The sequence below is a fragment of the Paenibacillus albicereus genome (assembly GCF_012676905.1).
Lineage (GTDB): Bacteria > Bacillota > Bacilli > Paenibacillales > Paenibacillaceae > Paenibacillus_O > Paenibacillus_O albicereus.
Genome location: NZ_CP051428.1, coordinates 313297 through 329635, shown reverse-complemented (window position 1 = coordinate 329635; position 16339 = coordinate 313297). Strand labels below are relative to the sequence as shown.

At 63.4% G+C, this 16339-nt stretch carries 13 protein-coding genes and 1 tRNA gene; 2 read left to right on the top strand and 12 right to left on the bottom strand.

What is annotated here, in order from left to right; genetic code table 11:
- Positions 1–28: 28 nt before the first annotated feature.
- The 9 genes from HGI30_RS01510 to HGI30_RS01465 form a co-directional block, all read right to left on the bottom strand.
- Positions 29–3760 carry an RNB domain-containing ribonuclease gene (locus tag HGI30_RS01510; protein ID WP_235680281.1) on the bottom strand — a complete coding sequence of 1244 codons (3732 nt, stop codon included), beginning with the start codon at positions 3758–3760 and terminating at the stop codon, positions 29–31.
- A 168-nt stretch (positions 3761–3928) separates the two neighbouring features.
- Complete coding sequence (gene secG / locus HGI30_RS01500) at positions 3929–4159, bottom strand: preprotein translocase subunit SecG (RefSeq protein WP_028599304.1); 231 nt, start codon at positions 4157–4159, stop codon at positions 3929–3931.
- A 275-nt stretch (positions 4160–4434) separates the two neighbouring features.
- Positions 4435–5199 carry a sugar phosphate isomerase/epimerase family protein gene (locus HGI30_RS01495; protein ID WP_168906076.1) on the bottom strand — a complete coding sequence of 255 codons (765 nt, stop codon included), beginning with the start codon at positions 5197–5199 and terminating at the stop codon, positions 4435–4437.
- Between the two features lie 167 nt (positions 5200–5366).
- Complete coding sequence (gene eno / locus HGI30_RS01490; RefSeq protein WP_168906075.1) at positions 5367–6662, bottom strand: phosphopyruvate hydratase; 1296 nt, start codon at positions 6660–6662, stop codon at positions 5367–5369.
- A 231-nt stretch (positions 6663–6893) separates the two neighbouring features.
- Entirely contained in the window at positions 6894–8432 is a 1539-nt protein-coding gene (gene gpmI / locus HGI30_RS01485; protein ID WP_168906074.1) for a 2,3-bisphosphoglycerate-independent phosphoglycerate mutase, read from the bottom strand.
- 1 nt (position 8433) lies between these two features.
- Positions 8434–9189, bottom strand: a complete 756-nt coding sequence (gene tpiA / locus HGI30_RS01480) for a triose-phosphate isomerase (RefSeq protein WP_168906073.1) — start codon at positions 9187–9189, stop codon at positions 8434–8436.
- Positions 9190–9204: 15 nt separating this feature from the next.
- Entirely contained in the window at positions 9205–10386 is a 1182-nt protein-coding gene (locus HGI30_RS01475) for a phosphoglycerate kinase (RefSeq protein WP_168906072.1), read from the bottom strand.
- Between the two features lie 117 nt (positions 10387–10503).
- Positions 10504–11508, bottom strand: coding sequence for a type I glyceraldehyde-3-phosphate dehydrogenase (gene gap, locus HGI30_RS01470; RefSeq protein WP_168906071.1), 1005 nt, complete (start codon positions 11506–11508; stop codon positions 10504–10506).
- Positions 11509–11648: 140 nt separating this feature from the next.
- The gene (locus HGI30_RS01465) at positions 11649–12674 is read right to left on the bottom strand and encodes a sugar-binding transcriptional regulator (RefSeq protein WP_168906070.1); all 1026 of its coding nucleotides are present in this window, start codon (positions 12672–12674) and stop codon (positions 11649–11651) included.
- A 271-nt stretch (positions 12675–12945) separates the two neighbouring features.
- Between HGI30_RS01465 and HGI30_RS01460 the strand changes: the two genes are divergently transcribed.
- Positions 12946–13020: transfer RNA gene (locus HGI30_RS01460), tRNA-Arg, on the top strand.
- Between the two features lie 247 nt (positions 13021–13267).
- Positions 13268–13849 (top strand): ATP-dependent Clp endopeptidase proteolytic subunit ClpP, encoded by a 582-nt coding sequence (gene clpP, locus HGI30_RS01455; RefSeq protein ID WP_206110072.1) that lies wholly within the window; start codon positions 13268–13270, stop codon positions 13847–13849.
- 142 nt (positions 13850–13991) lie between these two features.
- On the opposite strand, the gene HGI30_RS01450 is transcribed toward clpP, so the two are convergent.
- From HGI30_RS01450 to whiA, 3 genes are all read right to left on the bottom strand, one after another.
- Positions 13992–14780, bottom strand: a complete 789-nt coding sequence (locus HGI30_RS01450; protein WP_168906068.1) for an SIMPL domain-containing protein — start codon at positions 14778–14780, stop codon at positions 13992–13994.
- Between the two features lie 200 nt (positions 14781–14980).
- Positions 14981–15250 (bottom strand): HPr family phosphocarrier protein, encoded by a 270-nt coding sequence (locus HGI30_RS01445; protein ID WP_028599294.1) that lies wholly within the window; start codon positions 15248–15250, stop codon positions 14981–14983.
- 152 nt (positions 15251–15402) lie between these two features.
- On the bottom strand, positions 15403–16335 hold the full coding sequence (gene whiA / locus HGI30_RS01440) for a DNA-binding protein WhiA (RefSeq protein ID WP_168906067.1): 933 nt from the start codon (positions 16333–16335) through the stop codon (positions 15403–15405).
- Positions 16336–16339: the final 4 nt, after the last annotated feature.

Sequence of the window (16339 nt, the reverse complement as noted above, 5' to 3'; positions counted from 1 at the left end):
CCTGTCCATGTCTGCTGCGCTGATTAGGCTACTCCGCCGAATCCGGACCGGAGCCGCCCTGAGGCGCGGAATTCGGATTGACTCCCGCATCGCCGCCGCTCACCGGCGGCGTGCCTGCGGCGCCCTTGTTCTTCTTGCGGCGCGAACGGCTGCGCTTGGAGCCGCCCTCGGCGGCTGCAGGCGCGTCCGGCGTGACGGAAGCGCGCGATTCCGGATCCATGTCCCGGAACAGATCGGCGATGTCCGCCCGCGTCACTTCGCGGATGGACGGCGCCGTGCTGCTGCCCTTGCGGCGCTTGCGCTTCGCCTTGGCTCCGCCGGAGACCTGCTCCTGCAGCACGCCTGCCGACGCCTGCTGGCCATCCGCTGCGGAAGCGCCGCTGATCGTCGGACCGCGTCCGCCCTTGGGACGGCCGCCGCGCGGCGCGCCGTCCGGAGACGGCCCGCGTCCGCGGCTGCGGTCGGCCGACGGGCCTGCGCCCGGGCGCCCGCCGCGATTGCCGAGGCTGGCCGGCGGCACCGGCAAGCCCCACATGTCCGTGCGCTTCGTGCTCTCGGTCTTGCCGCCCTCGCGCACGCTCCAAGGGTTGTCATCCCGCACGTTCGGGATGTCCTCCGGCATGCTGCCCCGCCAGCCGTTGGGGCCGAACCCGCTGTCGCGGCGGCCTCTGCCGCCGCCGCCCCCGCGAGGACCGCGCCCGGCTCCGCCCGGGCCGCGGCCGCCGGCTTCGCCGGCTCCGCGTCCGCGCTGCGCGCTCGGACGCGCGCCGCTCGCCGGCGCTGCCGTCGATCCGCCGCCCTGCGCGGCGGATCGGCCGCCTGCGCCGGCGCGCCCGGCGGCTGCGCCGCCTTGCTGGCCGCCTGCACGGCCGGCGGCTTCCTTGCCGCGGCGCCCTTTGGCTCCGCGGCCCTTCCCGCGCGCTCCGCTTCCTTGAGCGGCTCCGCGCGAGCCTCCTTCGACCATCGCGAAGTCAATCTGATGGTCATCCATATCTACCCGCTCCACGCGCACTTTCACCTCGTCTCCGATGCGATACATGTTGGAGGTGCGCTCACCGATGAGGATCATCTGCTGATCGTCAAAGTGGTAGTAGTCGTCGTTCAGGCTGCTCAGCCTGATGAGACCTTCTACCGTGTTCGGCAGCTCCACGAAAATTCCGAAGCCGGTCACGCTGCTGATGAGGCCCGTGAACTCTTCTCCTACTTTATCGAGCATAAACTCGCATTTCTTGAGCTGGTCCGTGTCCCGCTCGGCGTCGACGGCCACGCGCTCACGCTCCGACGACTGCTGGGCGATGTCCGGCATGCGGGCGGCAAGCGCCTCGATGCGGGCTTCGGACAGCGTGCCGCCGCTCTCCAGCACCTCGCGGATGACCCGGTGGATGACCAGGTCGGGATAGCGCCGGATCGGCGACGTGAAGTGGCTGTAGTACTCCGCCGCCAGGCCGTAGTGGCCGAGGCTCTCGGCGTCGTAGCGCGCCTGCTTCATCGAGCGCAGCATCATCGTGGAGAGCACCGTTTCTTCCTTGGTGCCCTTGATCTCCTCGAGCAGCGACTGCAGCGCCTTGGGATGGACCGTGTTGTTCTTGCCGCGGACCGAGTAGCCGAAGTTGGAGGCGATCTGGATGAACGTCATCAGCTTCTCGCCCTCCGGATTCTCGTGCACCCGGTAGAGGAACGGCACCTTGAGCCAGAAGAAGTGCTCGGACACCGTCTCGTTGGCCGCCAGCATGAACTCCTCGATCACCATCTCGGCAATCGTGCGCTCGCGCTTGATGATGTCGGTCGGCTTGCCTTCCTCGTCCACGAGGATCTTGGACTCCGAGAAGTCGAAGTCGATCGCGCCGCGCTTCATCCGCTGGCGGCGGAGCTTCATCGCGAGCTCCTCCATCAGCTGGAAGGTCGGCACGAGCTCGGCATAGCGCTCCAGCAGCTGCTCGCGCTCCGCGCGCCGCTCGGCGCGATCCTGGCGCTCGGCGGCGAGCCGCGCTTCGCGCTCGGCCTCCGTCTCCGTCGGCTGGGATTCGGCAGCCTGCGCGCCGGCAAAGGCGTCCAGCTGGTCGAAGTCCTCCTGCCGGGTACGCGCCTTTTCTGCCTTGCGGATCGGCTTGTTGTTGATGACCGGCTGGGCTTCCTGAGCCATCCACGGGTTGTCCGATTCGCGCGAGCGGGTCGGCCCGCCGGCGCCGGCGCCGCGCAGCGGATACGGCTCGCCGTCGTCCGACTGGACGCCGGATGCGCCGGCCTCGTCATCCGACGCGAACTCCTCGTCGGTGTCCTCGCCCGGGCTGCCGGCATCGCCGCCGGGAACGATCAGGCCCATGTCTGTCGGCCGGCTCAACCGCTCCGGCTGGCGCACGTCCTCATCCTCGTCCTCGTCCGTCGAGGCGCCGGCAATCGGCTCCTCGTCTTCATCGTCCGCATGGCGAGGCACGCCGCCGTCGTCGTCGGCTACGATCGTGCCCATCCCGCCCGGCGGCAGCTTCTCCGCCGGCGCGCTCAGGCTCGGATCGAGCTCCGCCTCGTCGGACGCGAAGTCCGTCTGAGGCGCTTTCAACGGCTCCTGATGCTCTTGCGCCAGAACAGGCTCCGCGGCCTCGTCCTCCGGCTCCACCGGAGTGAGGATCTTGCGCACGTTCGTATACGACATGCGCTCCTTGGAGCGGATGACGCTCGTGAAGATGTCGTGGCGCACGCGCTTCAGCGTCGACGCGTCGAACTCCATCTCGCAGCTCATCGTCAGGCGGTCGACCTGGGGATGCAGCGAGCAGATGCCGTTGGACAGCCGATGCGGAAGCATCGGAATGACGCGGTCGGTCAAATAGACGCTCGTGCCGCGGCGGTATGCTTCCTGGTCGAGCGCGCTGCGCTCGCGGACGTAGTAGCTGACGTCGGCGATATGGACGCCGAGCAGGTAGTTGCCGTTGGGCAGCCGCTCGATGTTGACCGCGTCGTCGAGGTCCTTGGCGTCCTCGCCGTCGATCGTGACGATCGTCTTGCCGCGCAGGTCCCGCCGGCCTTGGCTGACGATCTCCTCCTCCGTGATGGAGTCGGGCGCCGCTTCGGCCTCGGCCAGCACGTCGTCGGGGAAGCCCTCCGGCAGCTGATGCTTGCGGATGATGGACAGGATGTCGACGCCGGGATCGTTCTTGTGCCCGAGCACCTCGACGACCTCGCCCTGAGCGGCGGCGCGGCCTTGCGGGTAGTGCGTGATGTCGACGACGACCTTCATGCCCGTCACCGCTCCGCCGAACGAGCCTTGCGGGATGAAGATGTCGCGTCCGAGCCGCTTGTCGTCCGGAGACACGAAGCCGAAGCTCTCATGGCTCTCGAACGTGCCGACGAACTGCTTGACCGCCCTCTCGGCGATCCGGACGACCTCGCCTTCCATCCGTCCGCCCCCGGGTCCGCGAGTCTGGACGCGGACAAGCACGGTATCTCCGTTCATGCCGGTGTTCAGATCGTTGGCCCCGATATAGACGTCGGGATGGGTCTTGTCCTCAGGCAGCAGGAACGCGAATCCCTTGGCATGCACTTGCAGCCGGCCCTTGAGCAGGTCCATGTGCTGCGGCAGCCCGTAGGCGCCCGCATCGTTGCGGAGGATCGAGCCTTGCTCCTCCAGCTCATTGAGCAGCTTCAGGAACGCCTTGAAATCGGAAGCGTTGTCGATGCCGAGCTGCCGTTCCAGTTCTTGATACGTCATCGGCTTGTACGCCGGCTGGTTCATCAAGTCGAGCAATGTTTGATGTTCGATGGTCATGTTCTCCTTCTCACCTCGTGCCGTAAGGACCCGTCCGCTATCCTGGCAGATCCAGCCACTTCTATCTCCTTGATAGTATACACGAATTCGGGCGTCATCAACCGCTGGCCTTCCAGGATATAAAGAAAAAGCGGGGATTCCCCCGCTTCCTCAAGGCTGTATTCCGTGCTATTTCAGGTAGGCGACCAGCAGCGCGACGATGAAGAATCCAGCGGCGAGCCCGATGGTCAGCCGCTGCAGGAACAGGTCCAGGCCGCGTGCCTTCTGCTTGCCGAACAGATGCTCCGCTCCGCCGGAAATCGCTCCGGAGAGGCCAGCGCTCTTACCCTTTTGCAGCAGAACTACCGCAATCAGTCCGAGGGAAAAAATCACGAGCAGAATCTTCAGGAAAATATCCATGCGTTCGTTACCTCCCAGCCTTCGTACAGCCTCCCGGCTGCCTGCCGCTATGAGTTTTGCACATGCAGGCCGTCTCCTGCGGCCAGCAAGCGGCTTGCATGGGCAAAACCAAATCATAAACAGCGATTTTATTGTACCATAGCCTGGCCTGAGGAAACAAGCGCCTCCTTGACGCCGAAAAAGCCCGTCCGGACCGCCAAGGTCCGAACGGGCTATGTTCCGGCCCTGGCTCGGGGCCAAGGCGACGGAACCGGCCGCCCGCCGGGGCTTTTGAGCTAGTAGCCTTTGCCGCGCAGGTAATCCAGGCTCAGCTTGGCGCTCTCGATCGAGGAGCCGGCGAACTCTTCCTGCTCCACGATGAAGTACTCGATGCCGGCTTCCTCGGCGATGTCGAATACGGGATCGAACTCGACCGAGCCGCTGCCGACCTCGGTGTCGCGGCGTCCGATTCCAAAGTCCTTCAGATGCGCGATCGGCGTGCGTCCCGCATAGCGCCTCACATACTCGACCGGCGATTGGCCGCCCATATGGACCCAGCCGAGGTCGAATTCCATCATCATCAGATCGGCGGGAATCCGCTCCAGCAGCAGGTCGATGACCGGCGTTCCGTCTACTTTCTTGAACTCGAAGTCATGGTTGTGGTAGCCGTAGACCAGCCCGGCCTCCGTCACCTGGCGGCCCGCCTTCTCCAGCGTCGAGGCGAGGCTGTCCACGTCTTCCATCTGCGGATTTTCCGGCAGCGGAGCCCACGGCGTGACGAGGTACTTGAGGCCGATCGCCTTTGCGTATTCAATCTGCTCCGCCAGGTCCGACACCATCTTGTCCGGATCGTTGAAGTTCAGGCCGACATGCGCGGATACGGCCGTAATGCCCGTCTCCTTCAGCACCTGGTTCAGATCCTCCGGACTCGTGTTGAAGTAGCCCGCGAATTCGACGTATTCATAGCCCATGTCGGCTACCTTGCGGATCGTGCCGAGAAAGTCCTTTTCCGTCTGGTCGCGCAGCGTGTACAGCTGCAGTCCGACTTGAGGTTTTGCCATCGCTTCCCACCGCCTGTTCGATAGATTCGTCTAGCTTGGGTCAAGTATAGCGGTTTCATCCGTTTCGGTGCTAGGGCGGTTTTTGCGCCGTTTGTTTGTGATTTTGGCCTAACACAACCTAATAAAAAGATCCTGCCCGCAGGATGGCGGGCAGGATCGGGCATAACCTATTTCTTGAAGTTCTTGAGGTTGTAGAACGCGCTGCGGCCGGCGTACTGGGCCGTAGAGCCGAGCTGGTCCTCGATGCGGAGCAGCTGGTTGTACTTGGCGACGCGGTCCGTACGGGACGGAGCGCCCGTCTTGATCTGGCCGGCATTGGTCGCGACGGCGATGTCGGCGATCGTGCTGTCCTCGCTCTCGCCGGAGCGGTGGGAGATGACGGCCGTGTAGCCGGCGCGCTTCGCCATTTCGATCGCGTCGAACGTCTCGGTCAGGGAGCCGATCTGGTTGACCTTGACGAGGATGGAGTTGCCCACGCCTTTGTCGATGCCGTCGGAGAGGCGCTCGGTGTTCGTCACGAACAGGTCGTCGCCGACGAGCTGCACTTTGCCGCCCAGCTTGTCGGTGAGCAGCTTCCAGCCTTCCCAGTCGTCCTCGGAGCAGCCGTCCTCGATCGTGATGATCGGGTACTTGTCCGCCCACTCGGCGAGCAGGTCGACGAATTCGGCGGACGTGTAGGACTTGCCTTCGCCCTCGAGGTGGTACTTGCCGTCCTTGTAGAACTCGGTGGAAGCGACGTCCATGCCGAGGAAGACGTCGACGCCCGGCTTGTAGCCCGCGCGCTCGATGGCGGAGATGATCGTCGTGATCGCCTCTTCGTTGGAGCCGAGGTTCGGCGCGAAGCCGCCTTCGTCGCCGACCGCCGTGTTCAGGCCTTTGTCCTTGAGGACGGACTTGAGGTTATGGAAGATTTCCGCGCCGATGCGCAGCGCTTCCTTGAAGCTTTCCGCGCCGACCGGCAGCACCATGAACTCCTGCACGTCGACGTTGTTGTCGGCATGCTCGCCGCCGTTGATGATGTTCATCATCGGCACCGGCAGCACCTTGGCGTTGAATCCGCCCAGGTACGTGTACAGAGGCACGTCCAGAGCGTCGGCAGCCGCGCGGGCTACCGCCATGGATACAGCCAGGATCGCGTTCGCGCCCAGCTTGCCTTTGTTGTGCGTGCCGTCCAGCTCGATCATCTTGCGGTCGATCAGCACTTGATCCAGCGCGTCGAGGCCGATGATTTCCGGAGCGATCAGCGTGTTCACGTTCTCGACGGCCTTGAGCACGCCTTTGCCGAGGTAGCGGCCTTTGTCGCCGTCGCGAAGCTCTACGGCTTCGTAGGCGCCGGTGGATGCGCCGGACGGAACGATGGCGCGGCCTTTGCCGCCGGACTCGAGGGATACTTCGACTTCGACCGTCGGGTTGCCGCGGGAGTCGAGCACTTCGCGTGCGTATACGTCAACGATGATAGACATAGTTTGAACACTCCTTCAGAAAATGGGGTAGAGCGGGCTTCCGCCCGGGTGTGGCAAGCTTTAACCAGTATAACCGATTGGAACGTCCCGCACGAGTGCGGAGCGCCCGGCACAGACGGGGCGCCCCTCAGAGCTCGAAGGCAAGGGGCCTGGTGGACCTGCGGGAGCCAGCACGTTGAAGATGTCCTGCTTGTCCGGGTTGCCCGCCGCTCATGCCGGCTGGCCCCGCCGTCAGCCCTTGCGGATCAGGCTCAGGCCGGTCATCTCGGCCGGCTTGGGCAGCTCCAGCAGGTCGAGCAGCGTCGGCGCGATGTCGGCCAGGATGCCGCCCTCGCGCAGCTGCGCGCCCTTCTGGGTGACGATCAGCGGCACCGGATTGGTCGTATGCGCGGTGAACGGACGTCCGTCCGGTCCGATGACCATGTCGGCGTTGCCGTGGTCGGCCGTGATGAGCACGACGCCGCCCTTGGCGAGCACCGCGTCGACGACGCGGCCCATGCATTCGTCCGTCGCCTCGACCGCCTTGATCGTCGGCTCCAGCATGCCGGAGTGGCCGACCATGTCGGGGTTGGCGAAGTTCAGGATGATCGCGTCATGCTTGTCCGAGTTGATCTCGCGCACGGCGGCGTCGGCCACCTCGTAGGCGCTCATCTCCGGCTTGAGGTCGTAGGTGGCGACCTTAGGCGAGTTGATGAGCACGCGCGTCTCGCCCGGCAGCTCCTGGTCGCGGCCGCCGCTGAAGAAGAACGTCACATGCGGATACTTTTCCGTCTCGGCGATGCGCAGCTGCGTCTTGCCGTTCTGGACGAGCACCTCGCCGAACGTGTTGTCGAGGTTTTTGGGCTTGTAGGCGACGAAGCCGCCGACCGTCTCGCTGAACAGCGTCAGGCAGACGAAGTACAGGTTGGACGGAGCGTTGTCCCCGCGGTCGAAGCCGCGGAAGTCTTCGTTGGTGAACACCTGCGACAGCTGGATGGCCCGGTCCGGACGGAAGTTGAAGAACACGACCGCGTCCTCGGACTCGACCAGCGCCACCGGCAGGCCGTCTCCGCCGGTGATGACCGTCGGCATGACGAACTCGTCGAAGACGGACTTCTCGTACGACTCGCGCACGGCCTGGATCGGATCGACGTAGCGAGGTCCGTCTCCGTACACCATCGCGCGGTAGGACTTCTCGACGCGCTCCCAGCGCTTGTCGCGGTCCATCGCGTAGTAGCGGCCCTGCACGGTCGCGATGCGGCCGATGCCGAGCTCCTCGATCTTGGCCTGAAGCTGCGTCAGATAGCCGACCGCGCTGTCCGGGGCCACATCGCGGCCGTCGAGGAAGGCATGGATGTACACCTGCTCCAGCCCTTCCTTCTTGGCCAGCTCCAGCAGCGCGAACAGATGCGCGATGTGGCTGTGCACCCCGCCGTCGCTGACGAGGCCGTACAGATGCAGCTTCTTGCTGTTCAGCTTGGCATGGCGCACGGCGCCGATCAGCGTGTCGTTGTCGTAGAACTCGCCGTCGCGGATCGACTTGGTGATGCGGGTCAGATCCTGGTAGACGATGCGGCCGGCGCCGATGTTCAAGTGGCCGACCTCGGAGTTGCCCATCTGGCCCTCCGGCAGGCCGACCGCCTCGCCGCAAGCGGTCAGCGTCGTGTTCGGATATTCCGCCAGGAAGCGGTCATAGTTCGGCTTGTTCGCCTGCGCGACGGCATTGCCGACGATGTCGCTGCGAAGGCCGAATCCGTCCATGATGATGAGCGCGACCGGTTTTGGAGCCATCTTACTTCGCCCCCTCGACGAGGGCAATGTAGGAAGCCGGCTCCAGGCTGGCTCCGCCGACGAGCGCGCCGTCGATGTTCGCCTGGCCCAGGTATTCCTTGACGTTGGCCGGCTTCACGCTGCCGCCGTACTGGATGCGGACCGCGTCCGCCGTCGCCTGATCGTACAGGCCGGCGACGACCTCGCGGATGTAGGCGATGACGTCCTCGGCATCCTCGGCCGTGGACGACTTGCCCGTGCCGATCGCCCAGATCGGCTCGTAAGCGATGACGGTCTCGGCCGCCTGCTCCGCCGTCAGGCCTTTCAGGCCGCCCTCCGTCTGCACCTTGCAGACGTTTTTGGTCTCGCCGGCTTCGCGCTCTTCCAGCTTCTCGCCGACGCACAGGATCGGAGTCAGGCCGTGCTTGAACGCCGCCGCGACCTTCTTGTTGACGATCTCGTCCGTCTCGCCGAAGTACGCGCGGCGCTCGGAGTGGCCGACGATGACGTACTTCACGCCGAGATCGGCCAGCATGACGCCGGAGACTTCGCCCGTATACGCGCCGTTGTCCTCGAAGTGCAGGTTCTGCGCGCCGATGGCGATCTTGGTCCCTTTGGCCGCTTCCACGAGGGCCGGGAGGGTCGTGAACGGAGCGCAGATGACGCTCTCGACGCCTTCGACCTCAGCGCCGCCTTTCGCTTCGTTGAAGAAGGAGACCGCCTCGGAGACGGTCTTGAACATTTTCCAGTTGCCTGCGATGATCGGGGTTCTAGCCATAGGTCATTCTCCTCTCTACTTGTCGTTGAGGGCGACAACGCCCGGGAGGGCTTTGCCTTCCATGAATTCGAGGGATGCTCCGCCGCCGGTGGAGATGTGGTCCATCTTGTCGGCCAGGCCGAACTTCTCGGCCGCCGCAGCGGAATCGCCGCCGCCGATGACCGTGTAGCCCGCCGTATCGGCGCAAGCCTGGGCGACGGCGCGGGTGCCGTGGGAGAACGGCTCGATCTCGAACACGCCCATCGGTCCGTTCCAGACGACCAGCTTGGAATCCCGGATGACGCTCGCGTACAGCTCGCGCGTCTTCGGCCCGATATCGATGCCTTCCCAGTCGGACGGGATGCCGTCGACGCCGACGATGTTCGTGTTGGCATCCTTGCTGAACTCGTCGGTGACGACGATGTCGACCGGCAGCAGGAAGTTCTTGCCGAGCTTCTTGGCCTTCTCGATGAACTCGAGCGCCAGGTCCAGCTTGGAGTTGTCGACGAGCGACTGGCCGATCTCATGGCCTTGAGCCTTGAAGAACGTGTAGCTCAGGCCGCCGCCGATGATGATGTTGTCCGCGATCTCGATCATCTTGTTGATGACGTCGATCTTGTCCTTCACCTTGGAGCCGCCGACGATCGCGGTGAACGGGCGCTCCGGGTTGTTCAGCGCCTTGCCGAGCACGTCCAGCTCCTTCTCCATCAGCAGGCCGGATACGGCCGGGAGCAGATGAGCGATGCCTTCCGTGGAAGCATGCGCGCGGTGAGCGGCGCCGAACGCGTCGTTGACGTACAGGTCGGCCAGGGAGGCCAGCTGCTTGGCGAACTCCGGATCGTTGCTTTCCTCGCCGGCGTTGAAGCGCGTATTCTCCAGGAGCAGCACGTCGCCGTCCTGCAGCGCGGCGGCTTTCGCCTGCGCGTCCGGTCCGGCCGTGTCGTCCGCCTTGGCGACCGGCTTGCCGAGCAGCTCGGACAGACGGGCCGCGACCGGAGTCAGACGCAGCTCTTCCTTGACTTCGCCGCCCGGACGGCCGAAGTGGGCCGCCAGGATGACGCGCGCGCCGCCCTCGATCAGATGCTTGACCGTCGGCAGCGTCTCGCGGATCCGCGTATCGTCGGTGATCGCTCCGTCTTCCATCGGCACGTTGAAATCGACGCGCACGAAGACGCGCTTTCCTGCTACTTCCACATCACGAACACTTTTTTTGCTCACAGCTGCTCGCCCTCCCGATATATGGTTTCTATGGGTTAAACATCGTTAAAGAGGAGAACGAAACGCTCGCCTCTCCTCTTTAACCTTACCGCTGTCTATGCAGTTAAGCGCCGCTTCTTACAGGCCTTTGGAGGCGATGTAAGCCGCCAGGTCGATGACGCGGTTGGAGTAGCCCCACTCGTTGTCGTACCAGGAGACGACTTTGACCATGTTGCCTTCGACGACCATCGTGGACAGGCCATCGATCGTGGAGGAAGCCGGGTTGCCGTTGTAGTCGCTCGATACGAGCGGCTCTTCGGAGAAGTACAGGATGCCTTTCAGCGGGCCTTCAGCCGCTTCTTTCAGGGCTGCGTTGACTTCTTCGACCGTGACGTTGCCTTTGACTTCCGCGACGAGGTCCGTTACGGAAACGTTTTTCGTCGGCACGCGCATCGCCATGCCGTTCAGCTTGCCTTTCAGCTCAGGCAGAACGAGGGAGACGGCTTTGGCAGCGCCCGTCGAGGAAGGAATGATGTTCTCTGCGGCAGCGCGGGCGCGGCGCAGGTCCTTGTGCGGCACGTCCAGCACGGACTGGTCGTTCGTGTAGGAGTGGACCGTCGTCATCATGCCTTTGACGATGCCGAACTTGTCGTTGAGGACTTTGGCGAACGGCGCCAGGCAGTTCGTCGTGCAGGAAGCGTTGGAGATGACCGTGTGGGAAGCCGCGTCGTATTTCTCTTCGTTGACGCCCATGACGATCGTGATGTCTTCGTTCGTCGCCGGAGCGGAGATGATGACTTTCTTCGCTCCGCCTTTGAGGTGAAGCTCGGCTTTTTCCTTCGCCGTGAAGATGCCCGTGGACTCGACGACGATCTCAGCGCCGACGGAGGACCAAGGCAGGTTTTCCGGGTTGCGCTCGGCAAAGACTTTGATCTCGCGGCCGTTGACGATCAGCGCGCCTTCTTTGGCTTCGACGGTCGCGTCCAGAACGCCGTGCGTCGTGTCATATTTAAGCAGGTGAGCCAGCGTTTTCGTGTCGGTCAGGTCGTTGACGGCGACGATTTGAACTTCGCTGCTGTTCAGAGCTGCGCGGAATACGTTGCGTCCGATACGTCCGAATCCGTTAATACCAACTTTTACCATGGTTGAAAACCTCCTGAAATTAGGTGATGGTTCTGCATGATCCTATCAACGCGAAGCGCTCGGCCCTGCCCCTGTCAGGCGCAGAGCCCGCTTCGCCGTAATGCCGCTTGTCTGGGCGGCCCTGATCGCGGGCCGCGGTCCTAATCCGCCATCGCGGCGATCTCGAGCGCGGCCGCCTCGTCGGTCACGAGCACGTCCTCGTGGCCGAAGCGCAGCACCGCCGCGATCGCCTCCGCCTTGGACTTGCCGCCGGCGACGGCGATGACGACCTCGGTCGTCATGATGTCCTCGAGCCGGATGCCGGCCGTCGGCATCTTGTGCACGACGGAGCCGGCCCGGTCGAAGTAGTAGCCCCAGGCCTCGGCGAGCGCGCCCTCCTGGCGGAGCTCCTCGACGACGCCCGCCTCGGCCTGCCGGCGCCGCGCCATCGTCATCGCGTCGCCGATGCCGTGGATGACGATGCGCGCGCTGCGGATGACGCCGACGATCTCCTTGACGCCGGGCTCGTGCATGAGGCTCGTGTAGGCCTCCTCGCTCAGATGGTCCGGCACGTGCAGCATCCGGTACTGCGCGCCGGTGCGCTTGGCCATCGCCGAGACGATCGTGCTCGCCTGGTACTCCAGGCTCTCCCCCAGTCCGCCCCGGGCCGGCACGAACAGATTGCTCGGATGCGGGACGGGCGAGGTCAGATGGCCCGCCACCTGAGCCAGCGTCGAGCCGCCGGTGACGGCGATGACGTCGCCCTCCCGCAGCTGCCCCAGCAAGGCCGAGGCGCCGGCGCGGCCGAGCTCCCGCTTGGTGCTGGCGGAGAGGTCGGAGTCGCCCGGCACGATGACGACCTTGCTCAGGCCGAAGCGCGCCCGCAGCTGCTCCTCCAGGTTGGACAGGCCGAGCAGCCCGCTCAGCACCGGCTCCATCTCCTCCAGCAGCCGCCGGCCGCTCTGGCTGACGCGCATCCCGGCGGCGTTGATCTCCAGGAAGCCCTGCTCCTTGAGGAAGTCAGTCTCCGCCCGAAGCACCCGCTCCGTCATGCCGAGCGCCGAAGCGAGCGAGCGGCGGCCGATCATGTCGGCCACCAGCACCTGATGGAGAATCGCATAGCGGAGCCGGACCGTCTCCAGCAGATCGGGCACCAGCTGGCGCTGCAAATCAATAAGGCTGCGCATGAGCGCTCCAACTCCACTCGTTAGCTATCCGTCCGGGACAATTAACGTCCCAGCTATTCAATAAACGTCCCACATACTCATTGTACTCCTTCTTCCAAAGCCCCGCAAGGGACCTTTACCCGTTGAAAACGGTTGCCGACACGGTCTTTCGGACCAAATGTTTTCCTGTACAGGCGTGAAGAGCGAATCATTTGAGACTTGGACAGGATAGTGTTGCTTTTTCTGGCAGCCTGTTATACAATCTTAGACGTTACGCTTTTCAGCCATACATGCGCCCGTGGTCCAATGGATATGACGTAGGCCTCCGGAGCCTGAGATCTAGGTTCGATTCCTAGCGGGCGCGCCAATCATTCAACTGCTGTTTTGCCGATACAAGGGATCGCGTCCTTCCAGGATGCGATCTTTTTTTGTTTTCAATTCTCGTTTAAGAGGCGGCCAAGCCGGTTAAAATGGGCTACTGAACCGGCTCTCCGCACTCGCCTCCGGCCTCTTTGACCAAATTTGACTTTAGAAACCGATCATCGTAGAATGAAAAAGCAGCATCTGCATCGAACTTACTTAATGAGGATATAAGGAGGGACTTGCACATGAACATGAATTACGTGCCAATGGTCATCGAGCAGAGCAATCGCGGCGAACGCGCCTATGACATCTACTCGAGGCTGCTCAAGGACCGCATCATCTTCCTCGGTACCGGCATCAACGACATGGTCGCCAACTCCGTCATCGCCCAGCTGCTGTTCCTCGCGGCCGACGACCCGGAGAAGGACATTTCCATCTACATCAACAGCCCCGGCGGCTCCATCACCTCCGGCATGGCGATTTACGACACGATGCAGTTCATCAAGCCTGACGTCTCGACGATCTGCGTCGGCATGGCCGCCTCGATGGGCGCCTTCCTGCTGACGGCCGGCGCCAAGGGCAAGCGCTACGCGCTGCCGAACAGCGAGGTCATGATCCATCAGCCGCTCGGCGGCGCCGAAGGCCAGGCCAGCGACATCGAGATCCGCGCGCGCCGCATCCTCCAGATGCGCGACAAGCTCAACCATATCCTCGCCGAGCGTTCCGGCCAGCCGCTGGAGCGCATCGAGAAGGACACCGACCGCGACTACTTCATGAGCGCGGAAGCCGCACGCGAGTACGGTCTCGTCGACAAGGTCATCGAGAAGCTGTAAGCCAGGCCGCGATCGGCAAAAAGAGCCGCCTCTTCCCATGGGAAGAGGCGGCTCTTTGCATTGCCGTTCGGCGCTTTCCCGGCGGCCCGGACGCGCGCACGGACATGCGCGGCGCCAGGCCGCTCGGCAGCGCCGAGAAGCTTTACTTCAGCTGGTACACGACCGTCAGCTGGCCCTGCACGTCCACCTGGCCCGGCTCGACGGAGGTCGAGGCGGCGGAGTCCGCCGTCGCTTTCATTTGCACCATTTCGCGGAATACCGGCACCGCCTGCGCGCCGTTCTCCGTGATGTTCACGACCGGACCGAGCGAGCGGCCGGCCGCGGCGGCAAGCGACTCCGCCTTCGCGCGCGCGTTGTCCAGCGCCTTCTTGAGCGCGTCGTTCGTATACGCGTCGGTCTTTTCCGTGCCGAAGGAAACACCGCTGATCTGGTTCGCCCCGGCGTTGCCGAGGCTGTCCAGCAGCTCCCCGGTCTTGGCGATGCTGCGCCAGGAGACGCTCAGCTCATGCGTAGCCGTGTAGCCGGTCAGCACCTGGCCTTCCTTCTCCGTATACTTGTACTGCGGCTGCACGTAGTAGGACGTCGTCTTCAAATCCTTGTCGGCCAGGCCGTAAGTCCCTTTGAGCATCTTGATGACGGCGTCATACCGCTTGGCCGCTCCGGCCTGCGCTTCCTTCGCCGTCTTCGCCGTCACGTTCACGCCTGCCGTCACATACGCGATGTCCGGCGCCACCGACAGCTTGCCTATGCCCTGCACTGCGATCGTATTCTCCATTGCCGCTCCTTGCTCCGCCGCATAGACGGGCTTCGATCCCGAGTTCAGCACGCCGGCTCCGTTCAGCGCCAGCAGCGAGCCTGCCGTCAGGCCAACCGCCAGCAGCAGCACCTTGCCTTGGCCCGCCAGCTTGCCGATGCTTTGTTTGTTCCCCATATCCTTTCGCCTCCCGTTTCGGTTTGTCCTTTGAAACGCTTGCTCCAGAGAAAATGTTGCACGTTCCGGTTAGGATTCCCAATGCAAGCCGCAAGCAAACCGGAGCCACTCCCAAGGTCGATCGCGACGCAAAAAAAGCCCCCGGAATGGGAGCCTCGGGAGCCGCAGCGAAAATAGCTCGGGGAACGGCAGGCCGAGGCCTACTGGTTCTCCAGCTCTTCCTTGCTGACGAGCGATACTAAAGCGTTTACAGCCTGCTCGGCGTCCGAACCTTCTGCACTGATGTGAACTTCAGTGCCGGAACTGATGGCCAGGCTCATGATGCCCATGATGGACTTGGCGTTTACTTTTTTCTCGTCCTTCTCGACAAAAATCTCGGAGGAGAATTTATTCGCTTCCTGGACGAAGAGCGCGGCCGGTCTTGCGTGAAGACCCGTCTTCAGTCTCACGACTACGGGTTGTCTTGTCATGAACTCTGTACCCCCTAATCCTAATTCATTGCTGCATGGCCGCCGGAAGGCGAACGTGAGGCATGCTCGTGCAAAGGGCCGCCGGGTGGAACGGACCTTACCTTGCGTGACAATTGCTTTCATTATACCATCGGCCGGCGCAACATGAAAGTTCAGGTTCCCCGGATTTTTTCGGCCAGCTCGTCGATCTTGCGGAGGCGGTGGTTGACCCCGGACTTGCTGACGGAGCCCTTGAGCATCTCACCGACTTCCTTGAGGTTCATGTCGGGATGCTGCAGCCGGATCTCCGCCACCTCCCGCAGCTTCTCCGGCAGGTTTTCGAGTCCGATCTCCTTTTGCAACAGCCGGATGTTGTCGATCTGCCGCACCGCGGCGCCGATCGTCTTGTTGAGATTGGCCGTCTCGCAGTTGACGATCCGGTTGACCGAGTTGCGCATGTCGCGCATGATCCGGACATCCTCGAACTTGAACAGCGCTTGGTGCGCGCCGATGATGTTGAGCAGCTCGATGATCTTCTCGCCTTCCTTGATGTAGAAGACGAAGCCCTTCTTGCGCTCGATGCACCGGGCGTTGAGTCCGAACTTGTTGGCCAGCGAGACGAGCGCGGAGCAGTGCTCCTCGTACATGCAGGCGATCTCCAGATGATAGGACGAGCCCTCCGGGTTGTTGACCGAGCCGCCGGCGAGGAACGCGCCGCGCATGTAGGCCCGCTTGCAGCATGGCTTTCGGATCATGTCCTTGTCGATGCCCTGGTTGAACATGAAGCCCTCGGAGACGATGTTCAGCTCCTTGAGGATCTCCTGCACCCGCGCCGGAATCCGCACGATGTAGACGTTGTTCTTCTTGAGCCGCATCTTCTTGCGCACGAGCAGCTCCGTATGCACGTCGAACAGCTTCTTGATGAGGCTGTAGATTCTCCGGGCGATGGCCGCGTTCTCGGTGGAGATGTCAAGGATGACCTTGCGGCTGGACAGATGCACCGAGCCGTTCATGCGGATGAGCGCGGAAAGCTCCGCCTGCTCGCAGCAGGCGTCCTGGTTCTCGACGAGCGTCAGCTCTTTTTTCGTTTGAGCGGCGAAGGACATCCTT

Excerpts from the sequence above, each read along its gene's own strand:
- HGI30_RS01510 (WP_235680281.1), bottom strand. The coding sequence starts at position 3,760 with ATGACCATCGAACATCAAACATTGCTCGACTTGATGAACCAGCCGGCG.
- secG (WP_028599304.1), bottom strand. The coding sequence starts at position 4,159 with ATGGATATTTTCCTGAAGATTCTGCTCGTGATTTTTTCCCTCGGACTG.
- HGI30_RS01495 (WP_168906076.1), bottom strand. The coding sequence starts at position 5,199 with ATGGCAAAACCTCAAGTCGGACTGCAGCTGTACACGCTGCGCGACCAG.
- eno (WP_168906075.1), bottom strand. The coding sequence starts at position 6,662 with ATGTCTATCATCGTTGACGTATACGCACGCGAAGTGCTCGACTCCCGC.
- gpmI (WP_168906074.1), bottom strand. The coding sequence starts at position 8,432 with ATGGCTCCAAAACCGGTCGCGCTCATCATCATGGACGGATTCGGCCTT.
- tpiA (WP_168906073.1), bottom strand. The coding sequence starts at position 9,189 with ATGGCTAGAACCCCGATCATCGCAGGCAACTGGAAAATGTTCAAGACC.
- gap (WP_168906071.1), bottom strand. The coding sequence starts at position 11,508 with ATGGTAAAAGTTGGTATTAACGGATTCGGACGTATCGGACGCAACGTA.
- HGI30_RS01465 (WP_168906070.1), bottom strand. The coding sequence starts at position 12,674 with ATGCGCAGCCTTATTGATTTGCAGCGCCAGCTGGTGCCCGATCTGCTG.
- clpP (WP_206110072.1), top strand. The coding sequence starts at position 13,268 with ATGAATTACGTGCCAATGGTCATCGAGCAGAGCAATCGCGGCGAACGC.
- HGI30_RS01450 (WP_168906068.1), bottom strand. The coding sequence starts at position 14,780 with ATGGGGAACAAACAAAGCATCGGCAAGCTGGCGGGCCAAGGCAAGGTG.
- HGI30_RS01445 (WP_028599294.1), bottom strand. The coding sequence starts at position 15,250 with ATGACAAGACAACCCGTAGTCGTGAGACTGAAGACGGGTCTTCACGCA.
- whiA (WP_168906067.1), bottom strand. The coding sequence starts at position 16,335 with ATGTCCTTCGCCGCTCAAACGAAAAAAGAGCTGACGCTCGTCGAGAAC.